The sequence below is a fragment of the Candidatus Pelagibacter bacterium nBUS_27 genome (genome assembly GCF_051200985.1).
In the GTDB taxonomy this organism is placed as follows: Bacteria; Pseudomonadota; Alphaproteobacteria; order Pelagibacterales; family Pelagibacteraceae; genus Pelagibacter.
Window position 1 is genome coordinate 1207115 of sequence record NZ_CP172845.1, and the last position, 24855, is coordinate 1231969.

Annotated in this window: 27 protein-coding genes; 2 read left to right on the plus strand and 25 right to left on the minus strand. The window is 30.9% G+C overall.

Annotated elements, in window-relative coordinates:
- Positions 1-6 precede the first annotated feature (6 nt).
- Positions 7-1365: a signal recognition particle protein gene (gene ffh / locus ACIJYG_RS06465; RefSeq protein WP_435088200.1), complete on the minus strand. Its 1359-nt coding sequence runs from the start codon at positions 1363-1365 to the stop codon at positions 7-9.
- Positions 1366-1526: 161 nt separating this feature from the next.
- Between ffh and dapF the strand changes: the two genes are divergently transcribed.
- The gene (gene dapF, locus ACIJYG_RS06470; RefSeq protein ID WP_435088201.1) at positions 1527-2351 is read left to right on the plus strand and encodes a diaminopimelate epimerase; all 825 of its coding nucleotides are present in this window, start codon (positions 1527-1529) and stop codon (positions 2349-2351) included.
- Positions 2351-3268, plus strand: a complete 918-nt coding sequence (gene ftsY, locus ACIJYG_RS06475) for a signal recognition particle-docking protein FtsY (protein WP_435088203.1) — start codon at positions 2351-2353, stop codon at positions 3266-3268. Before dapF ends, ftsY begins: the two co-directional genes overlap by 1 nt.
- Here ftsY and ACIJYG_RS06480 read toward each other — a convergent pair.
- The 24 genes from ACIJYG_RS06480 to ccmC all read right to left on the minus strand — a co-directional run bounded on the left by ACIJYG_RS06480 (position 3261) and on the right by ccmC (position 24755).
- Complete coding sequence (locus tag ACIJYG_RS06480; RefSeq protein WP_435088205.1) at positions 3261-3824, minus strand: hypothetical protein; 564 nt, start codon at positions 3822-3824, stop codon at positions 3261-3263. The two genes, ftsY and ACIJYG_RS06480, sit on opposite strands and share 8 nt — an antisense overlap.
- 49 nt (positions 3825-3873) lie before the next feature.
- Positions 3874-4692: an alpha/beta hydrolase gene (locus tag ACIJYG_RS06485; RefSeq protein ID WP_435096536.1), complete on the minus strand. Its 819-nt coding sequence runs from the start codon at positions 4690-4692 to the stop codon at positions 3874-3876.
- On the minus strand, positions 4676-5581 hold the full coding sequence (locus ACIJYG_RS06490; protein WP_435088209.1) for a DMT family transporter: 906 nt from the start codon (positions 5579-5581) through the stop codon (positions 4676-4678). The genes ACIJYG_RS06485 and ACIJYG_RS06490 overlap by 17 nt, the downstream gene beginning before the upstream one ends.
- 17 nt (positions 5582-5598) lie before the next feature.
- Positions 5599-5775 (minus strand): hypothetical protein, encoded by a 177-nt coding sequence (locus ACIJYG_RS06495; RefSeq protein ID WP_435088211.1) that lies wholly within the window; start codon positions 5773-5775, stop codon positions 5599-5601.
- A 1-nt stretch (position 5776) separates the two neighbouring features.
- Positions 5777-7105 carry an amidase gene (locus tag ACIJYG_RS06500; protein ID WP_435088213.1) on the minus strand — a complete coding sequence of 443 codons (1329 nt, stop codon included), beginning with the start codon at positions 7103-7105 and terminating at the stop codon, positions 5777-5779.
- Between the two features lie 7 nt (positions 7106-7112).
- Positions 7113-8474 carry a TRAP transporter large permease gene (locus ACIJYG_RS06505; protein ID WP_435096539.1) on the minus strand — a complete coding sequence of 454 codons (1362 nt, stop codon included), beginning with the start codon at positions 8472-8474 and terminating at the stop codon, positions 7113-7115.
- Between the two features lie 2 nt (positions 8475-8476).
- Positions 8477-9049, minus strand: coding sequence for a TRAP transporter small permease subunit (locus ACIJYG_RS06510; RefSeq protein ID WP_435096542.1), 573 nt, complete (start codon positions 9047-9049; stop codon positions 8477-8479).
- 89 nt (positions 9050-9138) lie between these two features.
- Positions 9139-10296 carry a TRAP transporter substrate-binding protein gene (locus tag ACIJYG_RS06515; protein ID WP_435088219.1) on the minus strand — a complete coding sequence of 386 codons (1158 nt, stop codon included), beginning with the start codon at positions 10294-10296 and terminating at the stop codon, positions 9139-9141.
- A 188-nt stretch (positions 10297-10484) separates the two neighbouring features.
- The gene (locus ACIJYG_RS06520; protein WP_435088221.1) at positions 10485-10904 is read right to left on the minus strand and encodes a c-type cytochrome; all 420 of its coding nucleotides are present in this window, start codon (positions 10902-10904) and stop codon (positions 10485-10487) included.
- Positions 10904-11299 (minus strand): hypothetical protein, encoded by a 396-nt coding sequence (locus ACIJYG_RS06525; protein ID WP_435096545.1) that lies wholly within the window; start codon positions 11297-11299, stop codon positions 10904-10906. Before ACIJYG_RS06525 ends, ACIJYG_RS06520 begins: the two co-directional genes overlap by 1 nt.
- 79 nt (positions 11300-11378) lie before the next feature.
- Positions 11379-12665: a PQQ-dependent sugar dehydrogenase gene (locus ACIJYG_RS06530; protein ID WP_435088225.1), complete on the minus strand. Its 1287-nt coding sequence runs from the start codon at positions 12663-12665 to the stop codon at positions 11379-11381.
- A 127-nt stretch (positions 12666-12792) separates the two neighbouring features.
- Entirely contained in the window at positions 12793-13746 is a 954-nt protein-coding gene (locus tag ACIJYG_RS06535; protein WP_435088227.1) for a 2-hydroxyacid dehydrogenase, read from the minus strand.
- Between the two features lie 2 nt (positions 13747-13748).
- Positions 13749-15044, minus strand: coding sequence for a glycolate oxidase subunit GlcF (glcF, locus tag ACIJYG_RS06540; RefSeq protein WP_435088229.1), 1296 nt, complete (start codon positions 15042-15044; stop codon positions 13749-13751).
- Complete coding sequence (locus ACIJYG_RS06545) at positions 15044-16324, minus strand: FAD-binding protein (protein ID WP_435096548.1); 1281 nt, start codon at positions 16322-16324, stop codon at positions 15044-15046. The genes glcF and ACIJYG_RS06545 overlap by 1 nt, the downstream gene beginning before the upstream one ends.
- Positions 16278-17774 carry an FAD-linked oxidase C-terminal domain-containing protein gene (locus ACIJYG_RS06550; protein ID WP_435088233.1) on the minus strand — a complete coding sequence of 499 codons (1497 nt, stop codon included), beginning with the start codon at positions 17772-17774 and terminating at the stop codon, positions 16278-16280. Before ACIJYG_RS06550 ends, ACIJYG_RS06545 begins: the two co-directional genes overlap by 47 nt.
- 5 nt (positions 17775-17779) lie before the next feature.
- A complete protein-coding gene (locus tag ACIJYG_RS06555; protein ID WP_435096551.1) occupies positions 17780-18943 on the minus strand; it encodes a pyridoxal phosphate-dependent aminotransferase in 1164 nt (387 codons plus the stop codon).
- A 21-nt stretch (positions 18944-18964) separates the two neighbouring features.
- Positions 18965-20116 carry an alpha-hydroxy acid oxidase gene (locus ACIJYG_RS06560; protein ID WP_435088237.1) on the minus strand — a complete coding sequence of 384 codons (1152 nt, stop codon included), beginning with the start codon at positions 20114-20116 and terminating at the stop codon, positions 18965-18967.
- 8 nt (positions 20117-20124) lie between these two features.
- Positions 20125-20625 carry an acyloxyacyl hydrolase gene (locus ACIJYG_RS06565; protein ID WP_435096554.1) on the minus strand — a complete coding sequence of 167 codons (501 nt, stop codon included), beginning with the start codon at positions 20623-20625 and terminating at the stop codon, positions 20125-20127.
- 19 nt (positions 20626-20644) lie between these two features.
- A complete protein-coding gene (locus ACIJYG_RS06570; protein ID WP_435096557.1) occupies positions 20645-21007 on the minus strand; it encodes a cytochrome c-type biogenesis protein in 363 nt (120 codons plus the stop codon).
- Complete coding sequence (locus ACIJYG_RS06575; protein WP_435096560.1) at positions 21004-21522, minus strand: DsbE family thiol:disulfide interchange protein; 519 nt, start codon at positions 21520-21522, stop codon at positions 21004-21006. Before ACIJYG_RS06575 ends, ACIJYG_RS06570 begins: the two co-directional genes overlap by 4 nt.
- Entirely contained in the window at positions 21512-23392 is a 1881-nt protein-coding gene (locus ACIJYG_RS06580) for a heme lyase CcmF/NrfE family subunit (protein ID WP_435096563.1), read from the minus strand. The genes ACIJYG_RS06575 and ACIJYG_RS06580 overlap by 11 nt, the downstream gene beginning before the upstream one ends.
- A gap of 1 nt (position 23393) precedes the next feature.
- Positions 23394-23813 carry a cytochrome c maturation protein CcmE gene (gene ccmE / locus ACIJYG_RS06585; protein ID WP_435096566.1) on the minus strand — a complete coding sequence of 140 codons (420 nt, stop codon included), beginning with the start codon at positions 23811-23813 and terminating at the stop codon, positions 23394-23396.
- 10 nt (positions 23814-23823) lie between these two features.
- Positions 23824-24051, minus strand: coding sequence for a heme exporter protein CcmD (locus tag ACIJYG_RS06590; protein ID WP_435096568.1), 228 nt, complete (start codon positions 24049-24051; stop codon positions 23824-23826).
- The gene (ccmC, locus tag ACIJYG_RS06595) at positions 24048-24755 is read right to left on the minus strand and encodes a heme ABC transporter permease CcmC (protein WP_435096571.1); all 708 of its coding nucleotides are present in this window, start codon (positions 24753-24755) and stop codon (positions 24048-24050) included. Before ccmC ends, ACIJYG_RS06590 begins: the two co-directional genes overlap by 4 nt.
- Between the last annotated feature and the right edge of the window lie 100 nt (positions 24756-24855).

Genomic DNA, 24855 nt, shown 5'->3' on the forward strand with positions numbered 1-24855 from the left:
TTTTTATTATTTTAATTGATTAAATAGCTCTGGCGGTATTCCTTTATCAGACATACCTTTCAGATTTCCTTTTGACATCTTCTTCATCATTTCAGACATCATTTTAAATTGCTTAAGCAATTTATTGATAGTGGCTGGATCTGTGCCAGAGCCATTAGCAATTCTTTTTTTTCTAGAACCATCAATAAGTTTTGGGTTCTCTCTTTCTCTTTTAGTCATCGACAAAATAATAGCTTCATTTTTGGTAATAATACTTTCATCAATTCCAGCTGAGTCCATTTGAGATTTCATTTTTGAAACTCCTGGCATGAAAGACATTATTCCTTCGATACCACCCATTTTTTTCATTTGTCTCAACTGAGTTAAATAATCTTGCATAGAAAATTGACCTTTTTTTAAATTTTCTTCTGCTTTTTTAATATTTTCTTCACCTAAATCCTGTGCAGCTTTTTCTACAAGAGATACTATGTCTCCCATTCCAAGAATTCTATTTGCTATTCTGTCAGGATGAAATACTTCAAGATTATCAATTTTTTCACCTATACCTAAAAATTTAATTGGAACATCTGAAACATATTTCATGCTAACAGCTGCACCACCTCTTGCATCACCATCCGCTCTTGTTAAAATTATTCCAGAAAGATTTACTGTATTTTTAAATTCTTTTGCAACAGATGCTGCTACTTGTCCTGTTAATGAGTCTGCGACCAAGAATGTTTCTGTCGGATTTATTACACTTTCAATTTGCTTAATTTCACTCATCATTTGTAAATCAATTTGAGTTCTACCAGCAGTATCAAATAAAATAATCTCAGCTCCATTTAGATTTGCCGCACTAATTGCCCTTTGACAAATATCTGTTGGCTGTTGACCTTCAATTATAGGAAGTGTTAAAATATCATTTTGTTCTCCGAGTGATCTAAGTTGCTCCTGTGCGGCTGGTCTATAAATATCGAGACTAACCATCATTACTTTTTTCTTTTTGTTAGTTTCCAAATATTTAGCTAATTTTGCAGTAGTTGTTGTTTTTCCTGAACCTTGAAGGCCCACAAGCATCATAGGAACAGGCGGAACAGCACTAAGATTTATCTCGGTATTTGACTCACCTAATAGATTAACTAACTCATCATATACAATTTTTACAACCATGTCCCCAGGAGAGGTTGATCTTATAATTTCTTGACCTAGGACTTTTGGTTTAACATTTTCAATAAACTCTTTGGCAACTTCAAGAGTAACATCAGCCTCTAATAAGGCCTGTCTAATCCCTCTTAAACCCTCATCTACTTGAGCTTCATCAAGTGAAGGAGCCTTTTTTAAAGAAGAAAAGATTTCTTCGAATTTATTTGTTAAGTTTTCAAACATAATTATTACGCACAGCAGTAATCGCACTAGTGGGCGAAGCCTCGCTGACTAGTGTCGATCTCTTTGTTTCCAAAGACACCGCAAATTTAATGTTTTTGCGGAAACGGCAACAACCTATAATAGAGGTTCAAAAAGTCAATAAATAAGTTAAATATCTATATATGGATATTAAAGCATTTAAAATGGATGGTTTGGGCAATGATTTTGTGATCATTGATCAAAGAAATCAAAGTTATAATCTAAACAAAGATCAAATTATTAAAATATGTGATCGGAGTTTTATTGGATGTGATCAACTAATTTTTATTCAAAAAACTGACAGAAAAGATGCTAACTTAGAGTTCTACAATTCAGATGGAAGCGTTTCTGGTGCTTGTGGAAATGGGACTAGATGTGTAGCTGATCTTTTATCAAAAGAAAACGATGATAAAGAAATTATACTTTGGACTTCTTCAGGAAGATTAAAATCACAAATTTTAGGTGACAATTTAGTGGAAACGGAAATTGGTATTCCAAAAACCAATTGGAATGAAATTCCATTAAATAAAGATTTAAATACAAAAAACCTGAATATTAAAATTATTAACAAAGATAATATTGAACATATAGGTGGAACTGCAGTTAATGTAGGAAATCCTCATATTGTTTTTTTTGTAGATAATATTGAAGACTATGACTTAAAAAAAATAGGCCCTGAAGTAGAAAATCATGAATATTTTCCAGAGAAATGTAATGTTACACTTGCAAAAGTTGTGAATAAAAAATTAATTAGAGTTAAGGTTTGGGAGAGAGGGGCTGGACTTACAAAAGCTTGTGGAACAGCGGCATGTGCTACAGCAGTAGCGGCAAATATTAATGGATTAACAGATAAAAAAACTGATATTGAGTTCGCATTAGGTAAACTATCAATATCTATTGATGAGAACAATAGTATTCACATGAAAGGACCTGTCTCAGATATAAAAAATATTGAGATTAATATTTGATGGGAATTTTTGATAAATTTAAATCCGGTTTTAAAAAAAGTGCATCTGCTTTTACGTCTGGTCTAAGAGATATAGTTGTAAAAAAGGAAATAGATGACAAAACCTTAGACAGAATCGAAGAATATTTAATTCAATCTGATGTTGGCATTGTAGCTGCATCTGAGATTAAGGAAATAATTTCAGATAGTAAAATTGATCCAAAGAAAGATATTGCCGAAGAAATAAATACAATTTTAAAAGAATATATAATTTCTTTGATGAAGCCACTTGAGAACAATACTTTTTTTAAAAAAAAAGAAAAAATTAATGCCACACTAGTTTCGGGTGTAAATGGAGTTGGAAAAACAACAACCATTGGAAAAATTAGTAAAATATTAAAAGCAAATGGAAATAAAGTTATGCTAGCTGCATCAGATACATTTAGAGCTGCAGCTATTGAACAATTAGAAAATTGGGCAAATAAAGTAGAGGTTGAGATAACAAAATCTTCTCAGGGAGCAGATCCAGCATCTGTTGCTTATAAAGCTATAGAAGACGCAATTGCTAATAATTTTAATCAAGTTTTAATTGATACTGCTGGGAGATTACAAAATAAAAAAAATTTGATGGAAGAATATAAAAAAATTGCAAACGTAACAAAAAAGATAGATCCTGAAGCTCCTCACGATGTAATTTTAGTTTTAGACGCTACTTCAGGTCAAAATGTAATAAATCAAGTTGAAGAATTTAATAAAATCATTCCTATCACTGGTCTTATAATGACAAAATTAGATGGTACTGCAAAAGGAGGAATACTTTTAGCAGTTGCTAAAAAATATAAACTTCCAATTATCGCCTTGGGCTTAGGAGAAAAAGAAGATGATCTACAAATTTTTGATGCAGAAAAATTTGCTGACGCTTTTACTCAAATTAGTTGATTAAAGTGCTTGATATTAAAGGCTTATAGAAGCTACACTTATAATTTTCTTTAAAATTATCATGTCCACAATTTTTAGCTATTGATGAAATGATAAAATCAAATTTTCCATTTTTTGGATAAAGTTCTAATTTTTTTTTACTAATATCAAATTTAAAATTAGCATTTAGACTTTTAACAGCACTTATCATTACTAATGTTTTGTTATCTTTTAAAAGATAGTAAGCAAAATCATCTGGAAATACTGGAAAGTCATATTCTTCAAGAAAATATTTTGCTCTTTTGGGAAACCATTCATAAGAAATTAGTGGAGATGAACTTTTTGTTTTATAATCATACATATAAAGGTCTTTGGGAAAATCATTTATATAATTACTATTTTCTCCTCTTGCTAATATCGCCTTCTCTCTTGCCTTAAAATATAGAGCAAAATTTTCATTATGTGAGTTCATTTGATCTATATGGAATAAATTATCAATCAGTAATTTATTTTCTTCTGCTGCAACAAAGTTTTTAAAAGAAAAAAAAATGATAAGTATTAAAAGTGTTTTCTTCACACATAATATTTAATAAAAGAATTTGTGCTATGTTTGTTTAGAATGTGGCTTAATTTAAACTTTTGATAAATTTTTCTAGCTTAAATAAAAGCTTTTCATCATATTCCATCATATGATCGTCAAATTTAGTAAAATAAGAATACTTTGGCTGATTAGCCATTTCATAAATTTTTTTGCCCATCCAAAAAGGAACAATTTGATCAACCTCACCATGCATCACTAAAACTGGAATATTAATATTCTTGATCTTTTTTTGATTGTCATACTTATCCTTTAACAAAATAGAGACTGGAATATATGGATAAAAATTTTTTGCCGCTTCAACCATTGATGTAAAAGGTGTCTCAAGTACTAATCCAGCATAATTATTGCTTTGTGCTATCTCAGTTGCAACGCCAGTTCCAAGAGACTCTCCATAAAGTATAATATCTTTTTCTTTTAAGCCTAATTTTTTGAGCCACTGAATGGTACTTCTAGCATCTATATAAAGCCCTTTTTCATTAGGCTTTCCTTTATTACCACTAAAACCCCTCCAAGCTATTATTAAAAAATTAATATCCATATCTTTAAAATGATTTAATTTATGAATTCTATTTTCAAGTTTTCCAGCATTGCCATGAAAATAAACAATTGTCTTAAATTTTTTAAGATCTTTTTTGTGAAACCATCCTAACAAATCTATATTATCTAAAGTTACAATCTTCACTTTTTCTACGGCTACTTCCAACTTATCATCAAAGTAATTGTTCTCATCAGGATGATACATTAAGCTTCTCTGAAAAATAAAAAGAAGAATTAACACTGATGCATAAACAATAATTATTCCAATAATTAATTCCAAAAAAAAATTCCTACGTTTTAGTTTCATAATTTTTCTTAGCTAAATAAACACCAAAGAATACTAAAACTGTGCCTAAATAATGAAAAGTTTCCAATTTTTCATCAAAAAATATAAATCCATAAATTGCAGCATAAATTGTAAAAATATAGAGCGTAAAACCAGTTAAAGACGCACCTAGGCTTTTTTGAGCCTGAGTATAAAGAGTGAAAGCAATTATTCCTGGAGATATTGCAGCAAATATAACCCATAAAAAAAATTGTGAATTAAATAAAGTTCTTTGAACAGCTGCTTCTTCAATTATATAAAATGGAAGTAAACTTACTGCTCCAAAAAATGCTACTAATGTAAATCTTTGAAAAATAGGCAATTTAGATTTCCAATAAAAAAGGTAGACAGAATAAAGAGCCCAACCAATGGCTGCAGCTAACATCCATAGATCTCCAATTGTAAAATTTAAATTTAATAATAAATTAAAATCACCTTTGATAATGATTGCAAAAACTCCTAATAAACAAGAAATTAAACCAATAATTTTAATAAAATTAACTTTTTCGTTAAAAAAAATTGCTGAAATTAGAATAATAAATATGGGTGAAGAAGTATAAATAATTCCCATATTAGTAACCGTAGTTGTTTCCCCTGCTAAAAAAGGAAACGCTCCACAAACACCACATCCCATTGCGCCTAAAAAGAAAAGTTTTTTAAATTCTTTTTTAATTATTTTTGAATTTTTTATTAAAAAAGAAAATGTAAATGGTAGAAGCAATAAAACTACCACTGTCCATCTCCAAAATGCTAATGAAATTGGCGGCACATATTCAACCCCACCTCTTGCAACAATCAAATTAGATGCCATGAAAATTGGCTGAATAAATAAAAGTGAAAAAGCTAAAAAATTTTTTTTTTTATCAGACAACTTTTTTCTATTAGTAATTATTTTTTATCAAAGAAAGCTTCGTACAGCATCATGAAGATAGCTACAGCCATCAAAATATAAACTGGCAGCACATCAAAAAAACCAATCATAGAAGATCGAGTTAGCGTTGTTGCCAACCCAATTAAAAAAGCACCTGCAAGCAAAGACCCCAGAAATGTTGTAAATTTTTGCATTTTATTTATTACATTCCTTTTCTAGCCAATTGGCAACACCTAAAAACCTATGATCATCATAACGAGCACCCACTAGTTGTACTCCTAGAGGCATACCACCATCGCCCTGAAGTAATGGAAGTGAAATACAAGGTGTACCAAGATAAGACCAGACCTTATTAAATTCTGCTGTGCCTGTACTTTTCAAACCTTTTGGAGCAACACCAGGACTAGAAGGTGTTAAAACACCGTGATAATCCTCAAATACTTCTTCATATGAATCATAGCTTCTTTTCATAAAATCAATTGCCTCAGCATAATCTTTGGCTGAATGTTTATTACCTTTTGAAATAGCATCTTGCATATATTTAGATAATTTTTTTTTATATTTCTTAAAATACAAACCAAAATTATTTGCCAAATCAGTTTCATGAATTATTTGATGATATTTGTGAATATTCTTAAAGTAAGAAGGTGTATCGAAAACTTCAATATTTTTTTTAAATGATTTTATGAAATATTCAAATGCATCTTTTGATTTTTTATCAAGTAATTTCCAATAATCAGTTTTATAAAAAATAAACTTTGGTTCAAACAAGGGCCCTTTTTTTGTTTCACTCAACATGTTTTCCGTTGAGTAGTGAACTGTTGCTTTGTCGTGATTATCTTTCCTAATTAAAACTTTAGCAAGTAGAGCAACATCTTCAACTGATCTTCCAAATACTCCCATGTGATCTAATTTATCTGATGTTTTTAAAACACCATTTCTTGAAATTAATCCATATGTTGGTTTGTACCCAACAACACCACAATAAGATGCGGGTCTTATTACTGATCCTCCAGTTTGTGAACCAATTGATAGTGGTGCCATAAACGATCCAACAGAAGCTGCTGATCCACTAGAAGAGCCACCTGGTGTTCTTGAATGATCATGTGGATTTGTGGTCTTTGAAGGACCAAGATAAGCAAGTTCTGATGTTGCTGTTTTGCCCATAACAATTGCCCCCGCAGAAAGAAGTAAATCAACTATTTCTGCATTTTGTGAGTAAGATTTACCTTTTCTAATTGGTGTTCCACACTCAGTTGGCATATCAATTGTTCCAATAATATCTTTAAGTGCAACAGGAATTCCATGTAGTGGTCCTGTTGGTTTACCAGATCGTCTATATTCATCAGCCTCAGCTGCTTTTTCAAGTAATAGTTTTTTATCTAAATGAACCCACGCTTTTACATCTTTTTCAAACTTATTTATTCTTTCAATATATTTTTGGCAAACCTCAACCGAAGTCAATTGAGCATCTTTTATTTTTGATACGATGTCTTCAACTTTTAGCTCTAAAATATCTGTCATTTCTTATTTAATTCGCAAACAATGTTTCAGGTAACCATAATGCAATTCCAGGGAACATGTACATTAAAAACATTGCAAAAATTACAATGCCAAGGAATGGCATAATACCCCTAAAAATATCCATTAATTCAACATTATTTTTTTGAACACCTTTTAAATAGTAAGCTGACATTGCCATTGGAGGTGTTAAAAAAGATGTTTGCAAATTCAGAGCAATCAGCATTGCAAAGAAATATGGGTTAACATTAAATACTTCTAATAATGGTAAAAATATTGGAACAAAAATAATTAAAATTTCTGTCCATTCTAATGGCCAACCTAAAAGAAAAATTATTATTTGAGTAATTATTAAAAATTGCCAAGTGGTTATATTGATTGAAGTGAAGAAATGTTCAAATACCTCATGTCCTCCTAGATAAGAAAAGACTGAAGAAAAAGTCCAAGAACCAATAAACAACCACATAATCATCGCTGTAGTTTTTGCTGTTAAAAATACAGACTCTTTAAAGTTTTGCCATTTTAAAGTTTTATAAAACCACGATAACAATATTGCTCCAAAAGCTCCTGCTGCAGCCGCTTCTGCAGGTGTTGCTATTCCAGCTAAAATGGTTCCAAGCACCAACATAATTAGTCCAAAAAGTGGTACAAAAGAAACTAATACTTCTTTTAAAATTTCTGCTCGAGGCGGTATATCCTCTGCTTTAGGTTTTGGCGCAATTGCCGGATTCATCCATGCTCTAAAAACTGCATAGCCAATATATAAACTAGCTAAAAGTAGACCTGGAAAAATTGCAGCAGCAAATAATCTTAGCGGTGACAGTTGTGCTATTACTGAATATACAATTAACATGATACTTGGGGGTATTAAGATACCTAGGCATCCCCCTGCACAAATCACACCTGATGCAAATTTTTTATCATAACCTGCCTTCACCATTGCAGGCCAAGCAAGTAGCCCCATTAGCGTTACCACAGCTCCTATAATTCCTGTAGCGGTAGAAAATAATGTGCAAGTTATTAATGCAGCCACAGCCATCGATGCTGGAAGCCTATGTGCTGCTAATCTTATAGCAAAAAATAATTTTGAAACTATACCAGCTCTTTCAACTAAGTAGCCCATAAATAAAAACAATGGTACTGCTGTCAGGACATTATTATCCATAACGGTATAGGTATTTTGAACAAATAATTGAAATATTCTGTTATCGAATATGTGCTCCATCATTGTTGCATCGTAATATGCGTAATAGCCAAAACCAATTCCCATTGCCATTAACGTAAATGCTATTGGAAAACCTAAAAGCACAGCGAATAAAAATATTCCCATCATAAAGATTGCTACTTCAGGATTTGTAAGACTTAAAAACATTTTTATTTATTCTCACTTTCAGCTTGTCTCATTAAAACTTTTTCTGTTTCTTCTGCAACAACCATTCTTGCTGGCCATTTTCCTTCTTGAATACAAATAATTGATCTACATACTTCGCTAATTCCTTGTATAATCAATAAAATACCTGCCGCTGGAATCATTGATTTAACCATATAAATTTGGATTTGAGCTGGGCTACTCCAGCTAGTTTCTTTTATTTTCCACGCTAGTGCTGCATATTCAAACCCATAAAATGCTAGAGCTACCACACCAGGAAAAAAGAAAAGAAAATAAAGTATTAAGTCAATCCAAGCTTGTTTTCTTTCACTAAATAATCTGTAAATAACATCTCCTCTTACATGGGCTTCTTCAGCCAAACAGTAAGCACCTGACATCATAAGTATTGCGCCATACATTTGCATACTAAAATCAAAATTCCAAAGTGTTGGCTTGTTAAATGCGTAAGCCATTACTACTTCATATACAGTTCCACCCATTAAAATTACTATACACCAAGAAAAAGCTTTACCCATAGAGGTGCTTAGCGTATCTGCAAATTTAATAAATTTTTTCATTAATAAATAAACCTATCTTTATTTCTTTTAAAAATCTGTAAAAAAAAAGGGGGTTTGAACCCCCTTCTTTATAATTTATTAAAAGTTAATTAGATTTTAACTTTTCCGATTGGACCAAACTCATTTTCATAAGCTAATTTGTAGTTCGGTTGATTCATCAACAGATACTTCATTGTTCTCTTAGCGTATGCTTTTTGTGAGTCTACTACTTTCTTGAAGAAAGCATCTTTAGCAGAGAACTCACCAACGATTTTATCCCAACCTTTTAACTGTTCTGCTAGGATAGCATCAGATGTTTGGTAAACATTAACCTTATGCTCATTCATCAATTTAGCTAAGTCAGTAGAATATCTAACTAGCGCTTTGAAGTAGTTATCTGAGTTTGCAGCGTAAGCAGCATTCTTCAGAATAGCTTGATGAGCAGGTGAAAGGCTGTTTAGTCTCTTAGTATTCATAGGAATTTCAAACATTTCCTGAGATTGGTGGAAACTTCCTAAGTGATAGTGTTTAGAGACATCTTGCATTCCAAACTGTGAGTCTGATGTAGGGTTGTTAAACTCTGCAGCATCAATCAAACCAGTTTTCATAGCTGGTTGGATTTCACCACCTGGTAATTGTCTTACGACCATTCCCATAGCAGTTAAAACGTTAGTCGCAAGACCAACTGTTCTATACTTCATACCTTTAACATCAGATACTTTTGTTACATTCTTTTTAAACCAACCAAATGGTTGAGCTGGCATTGGCATATGAAAGAAACCAGTATAATTAAATCCTACACTTTTTACTGCTTCTTCGTATAATGCTCTTCCTCCACCATACTCCATCCATCCCATTACTTCTTGAGATGACATTCCGTATGAAGGACCAGTTCCAAAAAGTGAAGCTGCAGCATTTTTACCATACCAATATGCAGTCACCCAGTGACCCATATCAACTACGCCTGAACTTACTGCTTGTCCAATTTCTGAAGTTTTTACAATTGCTCCAACAGGCTGAAGATCAATTTTTAATTCTCCTCCTGACATGTCGCTAACCATTTTTGCATAATCTCCTGCCATTTCAAAAAAGATGTTAGCGCCTGATGGCCAAGCTGCTTGCATCTTTAAAGTTAATGGAGCACCAAAAGCTACATTTGGCATTGCCACAGCTGTTGCTGCTGCCGCACCTGTTGCTGCTGCTGCTTTGAAGAACTTACGTCTTGAAGGTGTTTTTGAACCCTTCAATGATTTCTTATCTTTAATCATTAGTATCTCCTCGTTTAGTTAATTAACTTTTAAAGTTAATTACATACAACGATTAGAGTCTATAACATTAACGGCACATGTTGATTTAGATACAATCCTTACTAGAATAGCTTGATTCATATCAATTTATTTTACAATCTTAGGTAGAATTAAATTCTGTATTTAATCAATTATATTAATCTTAATAATTATTTGCTTGGCTTAGCTAAAATTAAATTTGGATCAAAAATTCTTATCTTTATTCTTGAATACCATTCAGAAACATATTCAATTTCGTCATCAGTTAACATTTGAGCAATTATAGTCATTTGTGGATGGTTAACTTTACCTGATTTGTAATCTTTTAATTTGGCAATTAGATAATCCTTATGTTGTGCAGTTAAATTAGGTATTATAACCGAATTTCCACCAGAAGCTGCTACACCATCTAATCCATGACATGCCGAACATATAGTTTCAACTTTTTCTTTACCTCTTCTTAATTCTTCGGTCAAATTTTTTGAAACTGTAGCAGCAACCGATCCTGTTTCTGCTTGTTTTGTATCAGCATTAACTGATGAAAAAGTTAACAAAAAAAAACCAGTTAAAATAAAAAAAATCTTTTTCATTAATTCATTCTTGTGTGACTAATAATGGCAATTGCCTCTACCAATTTCAGCTCACCTTCTTTCAATTTTCCAGCTTCACACAAAGCTTTACCTTCAGCCTTAAGAGTATTAATTTTTGCTAAACTTTTTTCAGTATATTTATATTGTTTTTTTCCATAAGCTCTCTCAGATTCTTTCCAGATAGATTTTTGATAATATTTACATAGATAATCTGGTGCATTTAGTGATGCCTGGTATTCTTTTTCAGTAATACATTTGCTTCTAACGACTTTGTATTCGCCATCTTTTGTCCACTTACCAAATCCTGTACATATTTTTTTTTCCTCAGTGTCTGAAAAACTTGTTCCACTACAAACTACTAAAAAAGATACAATCAATATAATTTTTTTAATCATAATATTATTATTTATAAATTAATTTTAATTTAGTTAAAAAAAAAGGCCGGTTATCACACCGGCCTCTAATTTATATTATTTATCCTTCGTATTTTATTCTATAAACTATTCCAGCTTTATCATCTGAAACTAGAATTGAACCATCAAAGTATTGTTGAACGTCTACTGGTCTACCTAAGTAAGTACCCATTTCAGTCATCCAACCATCAGCAAAAGGCTCTGTTTTTTTTGCATTACCTTTTGAGTCTAGATAAGTAACCATTACTCTGGCACCTCTTGGTTTTACAGCATTCCAAGAACCATGTTGTGCACTAAATATTGCATTATGGTATTTTTTTGGAAACTGTTTTCCAGTGTAAAACATCATACCTAAGTCAGCAGCATGAGCAATCATCTCAACTTGAGGTTTTACATATCTGTCAGCATCTTTTTTAGGAATTGTTTTTCCTTTATACTCGTTAGTTCTCACTTCTCCACCACCAGTATACGGGTGACCATACCACATACCCATTTTAGGCATTTTATTCAGTTCACCTGGAGGAGTTTCATCTCCCATACCGTCAACCTGGTTATCAGTAAACCACAAAGATCCATCTTTTGGATTAAAAGCATGTCCAACTGAATTTCTTATTCCAGTTGCAACAACTTCTCTATCAAGATCTCCTGGGAATCGATTAAATCTAATCATTCCACCAATTCCAACTTCTTGATATAAGTCCAACTTATTAGCTGGAGCTACATTATGTGGTTGACCCAAACTAACGTAAAGTTTGTTATCTGCTTTACTAATAGCACAAACCCTAGCAGTATGGTTATACGACTCTTCTTCTACAGGTATCAAATTTCCCTGACCTATAATTGGCACTGCTACTGTATCTGGACTTTCCATAAAATATTCAGCAGCTGGAAACCATAAAACTCTATTTCTTTCTGCCACATATAAGTGTCCGTCATCGCTGAAACAAACACCATTAGGGATATCAAATTTAACTGTTGGAGCAAACTGCTCTACAGTATCTGCAATATCATCCATATCTCTATCTGTTGCTTGCCAAACTTTATCTTTTCTTGTTCCAATCCAAACAGTTGTTTTATTTCTTGCAACTGCCATGTGTCTTGCATCCGGCACTACTGCAAATACACTGATGCTAAATCCAGCAGGTAAATTAATATTTGGTAAAATATTTTTCTTTACATTTGCTGCAAATTTAGTGTCTTGTGGAATAACAATAGCTTGCGTGTCATCACCCGACTTGTACATACTACTCAATTTTTTAATAGTTGCCTCATCCCCAGCAGAAAAAACTTGTGTAGTTATTGAGCTTAGAAACAAAAAAGCACTTATTATTAAAAATGTTTTTTTCATTTTCCCCCCTCTTTTAAGTTATGTTTGGAGATATCCTCTCAGGATTTTTAGAACATGTATAGGTAATAATGCAAAAATGTCACAGGTAAAACGGCAATATTGAATTCTTATTCAATTTGAGATTGTATTAATTAACTTTATTTCTACAATTTCCTGTGTTGAAAAACTCATCAATATTATCTATCGCTAAGTTAGCCATTGCTGTTCTAGTATCTTTAGTTGCGCTACCAAGATGAGGTAAAATGAAAGCAGTTTTAATTTTTAGGTAACCAGGATTTAAATTTGGTTCCCCCTTATAAACATCTAAACCAGCTGCATAAATTTTTCTTCTATTTAAAGCATCAATTAAAGCTTCATCATCTACAATATCACCTCGTGCAACGTTTGTGATTACTGCACCTTTAGGAAAATATTCTACTGTTTCCTTGTTAATTAAATTTACAGTTTCTTTTGTAGCAGGGCAACAAATCGACAAAACATCTGATACTGAAAAAAGGCTTTTTAAACTATCATGATAAATAGCACCCTGTTCTTTTTCTTCACTTAATTTAGAACGATTATGATAATGAATTATCATTCCAAGTGACTTTGCAATTTTTGCAATTTTTTGTCCAATTCTTCCCATTCCCAAAATACCAAGTCTAGTACCTGTTAACTGCTTCCCAATTAAATAATCTGCAGACCATTTCCAGTTACTTTCTTTAGCAGCTTCAATTCCCTCCGCTGCTCTTCTGCATGCTCCTAAAATGAGAAGAATTCCTATTTCAGCAGTTGCATCTGACAAAACTTCTGGTGTGTTGGTTACAGCTATTCCTCTTTTTTTCGCGGCTTCTAAATCTATATTTCCAAATCCAACAGCAAAATTTGAAATTACTTTAACAGTATCGGGTAGTTTATTGATTGTTTCTTCATCCATTTTATCAGTCAAAGATGTCAACACAGCATCACAACCCTCACTTAGTTCAATTAATTTTGACTGTGAATAAAGTTCGTCATTTGAATTTAATTTTGCATCAAAAGTGTTTTGAGCTTTATCTTCGCAATCTTTAAGTAGTCTTCTTGTAACCAATATCTTCTTCATAATTAATTCCTTAGTAGTGCTTGTGGTTTTGGGCCTCCTGTATACCAATCTAAAACTTCAATTGTATGTACAATTGGAACTTTTGTACCATGAGAAATTTGGGTAATACAACCAATATTTCCTGTTGAAATAAAATCAGGTTTCAAACTTTCAATATTATTTACTTTTTTAGATAATAATTTTTTAGCTATTTCTGACTGTAAAATATTGTATGTCCCTGCAGAACCACAACAGATATGACCCTCTGGGATTTCAAGAATTTCATTATTTGTTTTTTCTAGAAGAGATATAGGTTGAGAGTGAATTTTTTGACCATGCTGCATAGAACACGCTGAATGATATGCAACTTTATATTTTTTATTTTTTTCTTTAAGGTCTAATTTTAAACTCTCAAATATATATTCTGATATATCTCTAGTCAGCTCAGAGATAACTCTCGCTTTTTTGCATAATTCTTTATCGTCTCTAAATATAAATCCATAATCCTTCATTGTCGTACCGCAGCCTGATGTATTAGATAAAATTGCATCTAAATTTCCTTTTTGGTGCTCATCATACCAAGTATTAATATTATTTTTAAAGTCTTGATGTGCATCTTCTTCTTTTCCCAAATGATGATTTAAAGATCCACAACATCTAATTTTTTTTGGAACTACAACTTCAACCCCATGCCTATTTAGCAATCTAATAGTTGCCTCATTAATTTGTGGAGATATTTCTTTTTGTACACAACCTGTCAATAAAGCAACTCTTGCTATTTTCTTTTTTCCTTTAGCTTTATAAATTTCTTTATTTGGAAGTTGTTTTTTTGGAAAATGAGTAGGCATAAGCTCTATCATGTCCTTAATCTTTGACGGAAATAAAAATTTGAAAGGTTTGCTTAATTTAACTAAGAAACTGGATAATCTAAAAATTTTTGTATTAGGTAAAGTGATTGATAAAAAATATCTAATCAGTTTGTCAAAAAAAGATCTTTCATAATTTTTTTCGATATATTTTTTACCATGATCTATAATGTGCATATAGTTCACTCCTGCAGGACATGTGGTCATGCAGCTATAACAAGATAGACATCTGTCAATATGCTTAACAACTTTACTTGTTGGTTTTTTATTATTTTCCAACATATCTTTAATCAAATAAATTCTACCTCTAGGTCCATCAAGTTCGTCTCCTAACAATTGATGAGTGGGGCACGTTGCATTACACATTCCGCAATGAACACATTGTTTGAAAATTTTTTCGGTAGCTAAATTATCTTTATTTTCTAACTGTTTTTTTGAAAAATTTGTTTGCATTAAACTCCTCTATACATCTTTCCAGGATTTAAAATTCTTTTTGGATCAAAACTTTGTTTAATCTTTTTAGAAATCATCAGCCTAACATCATCAATTGTAAAAATTGACTCTTCATAATCATATTCAGGAGATGCCTTAATAATTGTTAGGTATCCACCATGCTCTTTAGTAATTTTCTTAATTTCCTTAATTTTCATATTTTTTTTTGCAGGCATCTCAATCCAAAATAATGAACCACACCAATCGATATAATATTTAAATTTATTACTTAAATACCTCATCATTTTAGACCCGTTAGAAGGTTCAATAACTATTCTCACCAAATTATTTTTTGTCTTTTCAAAAAGCTCTAGATTATTTATTTTTTTCCAAAAAGGTTCAGATTGATAACTATCCAATAAAAATGTCTTATAAGTGTTTAATTGCAACTCTTCTGTCAAAGATTTTATTTTTTCATTAATAGAAATTTTATCTCCCTCAACTCTAAATGCTAAAAATGAGCCTTTAAAATCCAAATCATTGAATTTGAATATTTTATCTCTATTCTTTAAGTAACTGTCGTCCTTAGGTTCTTCAGGGATAAATACAGCGCCTGATACCTCGCTACTTGAACCAGATATTTTGTTAAATAGGTCATAAATCAATTGATTGTTTTTTGCGTCAATTACGATTGTATTAGAAAATTTTTTCTTTGGTAAAACTTTAAGAGTTATTTCAGTTAAAACGCATAAGGTTCCAAAAGAACCTGTAATTAATTTTGACAAGTCATAACCCGTTACATTTTTTACAACAGTTCCTCCAGATTTAATAATATCTCCTTTGCCATTTACTCCTTTAAACCCCAAGACATGGTCTCTTACACTTCCAACTTTAAATCTTCTTGAACCTGCATAATTACATGACAAATAGCCAGCAACAGTACCTTTGTTAGATTGTCCATTTTCTATAAAACCAAAATCAATTGGTTCAAAAGCTAATTCTTGATTGTTTTTTTCTAAAGCTTTCTCAACATCCTCTAATAGAGTACCAGCTTTTACTTTTATGTATAGTTCCTCTGGAAAATAATCAATGATACCCGTTAATTTGGAAAGTGAAATTTTATTAGATGTTTGTGTTTTATTTCCAATAAAATTTTTTGTATTAGTTCCAATAATTTCAGTTGGAAGATTTTTTTTATAAAATTCTTTAATTAAAATTGATACTTCTTCCTCATTTTTTGGGAAATAAGTGTTGTTAGAATCTTGGAAGATCTGGGAATTTATTTTCGACCTTATGGACATGAACCCTTCCTTCCTCTGTGCATTTTCTTAAGATAGGATAAACTTTTCCTGGATTTAATAAATTTTTTTCATCTAATGATTTTTTAATATCAAGCTGTTGTTGAATATCCTTGTCATTAAACATTTCACACATTAATTCTCTTTTTTCTATACCAACTCCATGTTCACCAGTAATAACCCCACCTAATTTCACACAAAGTTTAAGTATTTCTGCCCCAAACTCCTCTGTTTTTCTTAGTTGCTCTTTATCGCTTCCATCGAACATTATCAATGGATGAAGATTTCCATCTCCTGCATGAAAGCAATTAGCAACTAATAATTCATATTTTTGAGATAATTTTTTAATCTCTAATAAGGCTACTGCAAGCTTCCCTCTTGGAATAACACCATCCATACAATAATAATCAGGTGCCATCGCACCACAAGCTGGAAAAGCTGCCTTTCTTCCAGCCCAAAACGATAATCTTTCTTTTTCATTTTTACTCAACTTTAAACTTGAGCAATTATTTTTTTTTGAAATTTCACTTACTTTCTTCAATAATTCATTTACTTCTGACTCGGTCCCGTCTAACTCAACTATTAATAATAATTCTGCGTCACGTGGATATCCTGCTTTACTAAAATTATCAGTTGCTTCAATTAAAGCTTTGTCCATTATTTCCATTCCAGCTGGGACAATTCCATTAGATATAATATCTGAGGCTGCATTACCTCCTTCTTTAATTGATGGAAACCCTATCAATGCTGCTTTAACTACTTGAGGTTTTTTTAAAATTTTAACAGTTACCTCCGTCACAACTCCAAGCAATCCTTCAGAGCCACAAATCAAACCCATTAAATCATATCCCTCTTGATCTAATGTTTTTCCTCCAATTCTACAAATAGTTCCATCCATCAAAACCATTTCAACACCTAAAATATTATTCGTAGTTGTTCCATATTTTAAAGAGTGAACACCACCAGAATTTTCAGCAACATTTCCTCCAATAGAACAAGCTAATTGACTAGATGGATCTGGAGCATAATAAAAATCTTTATGTTGTACTGCATGAGTTATTCCTAAATTAGTAACACCTGGTTGAGTTACTACATATTTATTTTCATAATTAATGTCTAAAATTTTATTAAATTTTCCTAATCCTAATACGACCGCATCCTGCAGTGGTAAAGCACCTCCTGACAAGCCTGTACCTGCGCCTCTTGGTATTACTTTTATATTTTCTTCATAGCAATATTTTAAAATCTCACTAACTTCTTTTGTATCTTTTGGTAAAATTACAGTTAATGGACTTTGTGTGTAAGCTGCTAAAGCGTCTGTTTCATAAGGTTTAATTTCATCAGGATGACTTAACACATTTTCTGAACCAGAAATTTTAGATAAGTTTTTTACAATTTCATCTTTACGTTTGATTGTATTTTTATCAATTTTCGGCAGCACTAGATCAGTCATTAATACTAGCCTAGCATTTTTTTGATATTTTCCAATGCGTTAGAAATGTTATCTTGAGAGGCTGCAAAACTAAATCTTACATAATCTTTAGAAGTTTTACCAAAAGCAGTTCCTGGAACTATTGCAACTCCAGCTTCATGCATTGCTCTTTTACAAAATTCTGAACCATTCATTCCAGTTCCTATAACTTTAGGAAAAGCGTAAAATGCTCCACCTGGCAAACTACATTCAACACCTGGCAAACTATTTAGCCCTTCATGAATTAATTTTCTTCTTTGGGTAAATTTTTCCATCATTTCATTTATAGAGTCGTCAGGCCCATCTAAAGCCGCAATACCTGCAAACTGCGCTGCTGCATTAACACATGACACGCTATTAATTAACAATTTATTAATATGTTCAACTAATTCCTCTGGCCAAAAACTCCAACCCAATCTCCAACCAGTCATTGAATAGGCTTTACTCCAACCTTCAAGAACTATTAATCTATCTCTTAATTCTGGATAGTTAAAAAATGAAGGCATTTCTTTTCCATCAAAAATTTGTCTGCTATAAATTTCATCACTTAGAATTGTTACATGAGGATATTTTTTTAGTCCCTCTGCTAATTTGTCGATTTCTGATTTTTCTACAAAGCTTCCTGTGGGATTATTCGGATTAATTAAAATTAACAATCTAGTTTTATCAGTTATCAAAGACAAAATCTTTTCAGCACTAAATTTTAAATCTTTGTCTTCAGTCAAATCATAAGGGACTGATGTTGATCCAGTATAATTAATCATAGACTCATAAATTGGAAATGCAGGTGTTGGGTGAATAATTTCTGCCCCAGGTTCACCAAAACATTGAATGGCGTAATGCATTGTAGGTTTTCCACCTGGCATTATAATAATTCTCTCTGGATCTATATCTTGATTATAAAGTTTTTTAATTTTTCTAGTGACTGATTGTCTGCACTCAAGAATTCCATTTGAAAGAACATACCCATGATGACCATCATCTAGAGCTTTTTTAGCTGCTTCAACTATATGTTTTGGCGTTTTGAAATCAGGTTGACCAAGTCCTAGATGTATCATTGGGTTTCCTGCTGCTTCTAATTTTTTAGCTTCTGCTAAAACACTGAAAGCTGACTCGGTTCCCAAGCGATTTAAACTTGCTGCTAATTTCATTTTTTAATTCTCCTTAATTATTTATTTTCGATAAATTATTTTTGATCTATTCAATTCTTGAATAGTTTTGCATCCCATTAGTACCATATTTCGATTAATTTCATCGTGCATATTCTGCAATAGACGTTCTACTCCTGCTTGACCCCCAGCACCTAGAGAAAATAAGAACATTTTACCGAAACTGCACGCTGTAGCCCCTGCTGCTAAAGCCTTTAAAACGTGAGTACCTCTTCTAATTCCACCATCTAAAATAATTTCAAGTTTATCACCAACCGCATCTGAGATTTCTTTTACTTGATCAAAAGGTGATCTTGAGCCATCAAGCTGCCTTCCACCATGATTTGAGATCATTATAGCCGTACAACCAATATCAATTGCTCTCTTAGCATCCTCTACTGACATTACACCTTTCAATGCAAAAGGTTTGTTCCATTTTTTTGCACAATACTCAGCATCTTTCCAGTTCATTGCTGGATCATACTGTTCGTTAATATATTGTATTACTGATTTTGAAATATTAGTTCCTTTATCAGTCTTAGTTTTTACATTCGACAATTCAAATTTTCCATGCGTAAAATAATTAAATACCCATTCTGGATGCAATGCAAAACTCATTAAACTTTGTAGTGTAAGTTTTGGTGGTGTAGTAAATCCTGTTCTGTGATCTCGCTCTCTATTCCCAGCAACCAATGTGTCAACGGTTAAGCACATACCATCATAGCCTGATGTTCTACATCTCTCAATTAAATCATCCGTGATTGATTGATCTTTATGAACATAAAGTTGAAATAATTTTGGTCCTTTTGAAATTTCGGCAATTTCTTCAATTGTGTTGTTTGCCATTGTAGACATACTATAAAAAGTTCCAAACTTTTCAGCGGCTCGAGCTGAGGCTTTATCACCGTCGTGATGATAAAGTCTTTGCATAGCAGTTGGAGATAAAAATATAGGCATATCAATTTTTTTACCAAAAACAGTTGTTGATAAATCAGGTTTGCCTACACTTGCTAAAACATTGGGAACTAAATCACAGTCATTAAATGCTTCTGTATTTCTTTTAAGAGTAGCCTCATCATCTGCACCGCCATCAATGTAATGAAAGATGGGTGAAGGTAGTCTTTTTTTTGCTAACTTTCTAAAGTCACTAAAATTATAACAATCTTTTAAATTCATAGTCGTTATCAAAAATTTTTAATTAAATTAAACATATAACTATTCGCACCAGGATTTTTGTCTCCAATGCTTGCATTAGATACGTGATTGTAGGATATACCAATTTTAGAATTTTCAGATAAATCATAAGAAAACTGAATTTCAGATTTAAATTCAAGAACATGACCTAAGTCTTTTCCATCTCCTTTGAAGTACAAGCCAGGTGCAAAACTAGGTGTGAATGTTAAAGCACCCATATCAACGTTCCACTCAAATCCTGTATAAACATATGCAGCAGAATTTTCAGTTATGAAACCACCAGTAATTGGTGAAATATTTCCTAAAAAAGTATCTTTTTCTAAATTTTCATTCTGATGTTGAATACCAAACAACATTGCTGCTTGTTTATCATCACTAAAATCAAAATTGCCTGTAAAAAAATTATACTGATGACTGCTGTTTTCTGCTGCAAGCAATCTAGTGGCAGTAAAAAATATAGTTAAAATTATAATTAATTTTTTAAAACTCATTATTGTTAATAGCAGATTATTATGGTTTTTTTATAAATTTATTAAATATTATTGCACCACCAACAAAGAATATCAATAGAGGTAATAGCCAAAGAAAGTAGGTATTTCTATTAAACAAAGGATCATATAAAATCCATTCACCATATTTACTTTGAAAATAAGAATAAATTTGTTTTTCAGATAATCCTTCATCAATTTTACTATCAACTACAATTTTCAAACTATTTGCAAATTCTGAGTCAGAATCGTAAACTGATTGTCCCTGACAGATCAAACAACGTAAATTTTTTGTAATTTTATTTTTTAAAATTTCATTGTCGGCTTTCAAACTATTAATAGGAAAAATAAAAAAAATGATTAAAAATAATTTAAATATTTTCATTTTATAAATAATTTAATTTCTTCCATAGACTCTTTGCTAAGTGGCCCTATATATTTTTTAATAATTTTATTTTTATTGATTAGAAAAGACTCCGGAACACCATAAGCGCCCCATTCAATAGCATTGGTGCCATCATTATCAAAAATTATCTTATCATAAGGATTTCCAAGCTCTTCAAGGAATTTTTTTGCATTTTTTTTTGTGTCTTTGTAGTTAATGCCAATAATCTTTAAATTATCGTTTTTTATTAAATCCATTAAAATTAAATGTTCTTGCCTACAAGGAACACACCAAGATGACCAAATATTTAATAAATAAAATTTATCTGTATTAAAAATTTCAAGTGTATTAACTATTTTGCCTGAATCAAATAATTCGACTGAAACTGAAGGCACTTCATAATTTGTTTTTACTTCCGGGGTATAAATATTAGTGTCCTGCAAACCTTTATAAAAAATAATAAAAATTGTTATAAAAATTAAAACGATTGAAAATGGTAACAATTTATTTTTCATATTCTTTTTTAACAAAACTCACTAATCCACCAAAGCTGATCAAAATTACTGAAAGCCAAATCCACAACATAAATGGTTTAACCTGATACCTAACATTAAAAAAGTCCTGATTTTGAACCATGTTAATAACAATAAACTTATCTGACAATAGTGTCGTTTTAATATCAGCCTCACTAGTGGCAATATTTGGTTGATTATATATCCTCAGCTCTGGTGATAGATTTTCTATTTTACCTTTAGAATCTTGCACAATGAAATTACCTATAATCGATCTATAATTTTTTTCTTTTTTTTGACTAATACTTTTAAAAACTATTTTTGTTTTTGTGTTCTGAAAAATTTCTCCCACTCTTAAATTTGTAATAATTTCATTTGAAAATAAACTGTTAAAAAGAATACTTAAAATTAATAAACTAAAACCAAAATGAGCTATATTTTGTGCTAGATTTTTAAATCCTTTAATAAAAAAATCTCTTAAAGTAATAAAAAACAAATATAAAGCACTTGAAATTAAAATTGTGTTTATCAAAAAATTAGGGCTGAAGTTTTTAACAATTAAAATGGATAAAAAAATCGAAATGATTAATAATGAAATTAAATAAATTTTGTCATCTAAGTTTGATTTAATCCATTTCAACTTTGGTCCAATCGCCATAATCAGTAAAAAAGGAACTAAAAAAGGTATAATAAGCTTATGATAAAAAGGTGGTCCTACAGATATTTTTTGAGAAGACAAAACATCAAGAAAAATAGGATAAATAGTACCAATCAAAACAACTGATAAAAAATACATCATAAACCAATTGTTAACTATTATAGCTGTTTCTTTGCTTAACCAGAAAAAACTACTTAAATTATTTTTATCAGTTTTATGAAAAAAGAAAAAAATAAATAATGAAAGAAAAATTAAAGAAAATAAAAAAATTAAAATAAATAAACCTCTTTCTGGATCATTTGCAAAAGTATGTACAGAGTTAAGAATTCCTGATCTAACCAAAAATGTACCGCTCATGCTTAGTGCAAATGTTGATATTGATAATATTATAACCCAAGAAGTTAAGATTAATTTTTTCTCTAAAACCAAAATACAGTGTAAAAGTGTTGTTAATGCAAGCCATGGCATTAAAGAGACATTTTCGACTGGGTCCCAAAACCAAAAACCACCCCAACCTAACTCATAATACGCCCAAATGGATCCCAATAAAATTCCTAGAGTTAAAAAAATCCACGAACTTAAAGCCCATTTTTTTATATGAGACGCCCATTTTTGTGAGACAATATTTAAAGTTGTTGCAGCCAAAACTGAAGAAAAAATTATTGAAGAACCTACATAACCTAAATATAAAATTGGAGGGTGAATTGCTAAAGCTGGGTCTTGTAGTATTGGATTAAGCCCCAACCCTTCTGTTGGTATTGGATAAATATAATTAAAAGGGTTTGATGTTTTGATCAAAAAAATAAAAAAACCTATAATTATAATCTGCTGAAACATTAAAGTTAAAATTCTATACTTTATAGGTTGATTTTTAGTTCTTATTAAAAAAATAAGAATAAATAATGTTAAAACAAGTAACCACAATAATAAACTTCCTTCATGATTGCCCCAGGTTCCAGCAATTTTATAGAAAAATGGTTTTGTTGTATGTGAATTATTAAAAACAGTTTCGTTACTAAAGTCAGATAATACAAATGATAAAACTAAACATAAAAAACTAATTACAACTAAAAAAAATTGTAAAAATGTGAATGATAAAATCTTAGTATCTAATAATTTTGGATTTTTAAAATTTTTTACAGAAAGATAAATAAGAACCAATCCAAAAAAAAGTCCAAGAAATAATGAATAATTTCCTATAACACTAAATAGCATTTTATCTTTCTCCAAGCGCCTCTTTTACCTCTGGAGGCATATAATTTTCGTCATGTTTTGCTAAAATTTTTGTGGCAGAAAAAAAATTTCTGTCTTTTAAAAAACCTTCTGCAACCACTCCTTTATCTTCTGCAAAAAGATTTGGGATTGCGCCTGTGTAAGTGACATTAATTTCATTTTTGAAATCTGTAATTATGAACTTAACTTCACTGGCCTCTACTAAAATGGAATTTTTTTTTACCATTCCACCTATTCTAATTTTTTTTTTATCTAATTCTGATAAAGCTTTAATCTCCGAAGGTGATTGAAAATATACTACGTTTTCTTCAAGTGATTTTAAGACCAGAAATACCGTAAGTATTAAAGTAATTAGAATAAGAGCTACAAACAAAAATCTTAATTTAACTTTACGACCATACATGGTTTAAAAGTTAATTATTTGTGGCGTTAGCTAAAATTTCTTTATTTATTTTTTGTGATTTTGCAGATTTAGCTTTCTCAGAGTTTAGAGATCCAAATTTAGCTACAAATTTATTTTGTTCCTTAATAAATTGAACTTTTGTAATCAAGTATAGTGCTGAAAAACTTAAAAGTGTAAAACTGAAAGCAGACAATACGTAAGTCTCATATCCGTTCATAAAAAATAGTTCATTTATCATAGTCTATCTAGGCCTTTATTTTTAATTTTTATCAGTTCTGTATTATATTTCATTAAAAAAATTAGCAATGAAAAAAGAGCAAATGCCGCAGTCATTATTAGCAAAGGGAAAAGCATTGATGAATGAATTGAGCTTTTTGATAAAATATTGATTGATGCTGGTTGATGAAGTGTATTCCACCAATCTACTGAATATTTAGTAATAGGAACATTGACTATACCTATTATCGTTATAAATGTTGTAATCTTAAAAACCTTTTCTTCACTTTCATAAATTCTCCACGAAACTAGATACATTGCATAAAAAAGTGCCAATATTAACATCGATGTAATTCGAGCATCCCAAGCCCACCATGTTCCCCAGGTTGGTTTTCCCCAAATAGAACCAGTAACTAATGCAATTATATTAAAAACAAAACCAGACGGTGCCAAACTTTTAGAGATTAAAAAAAAATTTTTATTCTTAAAAATAAAACCACTAATAGATAATAAAGTAATAGATGAAAAAATTCCTAATGTTATCCAGGCAGCTGGAACATGTACATACATTATTCTAACAGCATCATTTTGTTTATAATCTTCTGGAGATAATATTAGGGCTTCAGTTAATCCAATAGAAAGCACAACCACAAATAAAAATAAAATATATTTCGGAGCTTTTGAGGTTATTCGAAAAATTCTATTTGGTTGAAAAAGTTTAAACATAATTAGTTAACGATGTTTATTACGAAAAGGATTTCTGATCAAGAATGCAGAGGGAGATAATAATTTTGAATTAAAATTTAACATCCTTGATCAGAATATA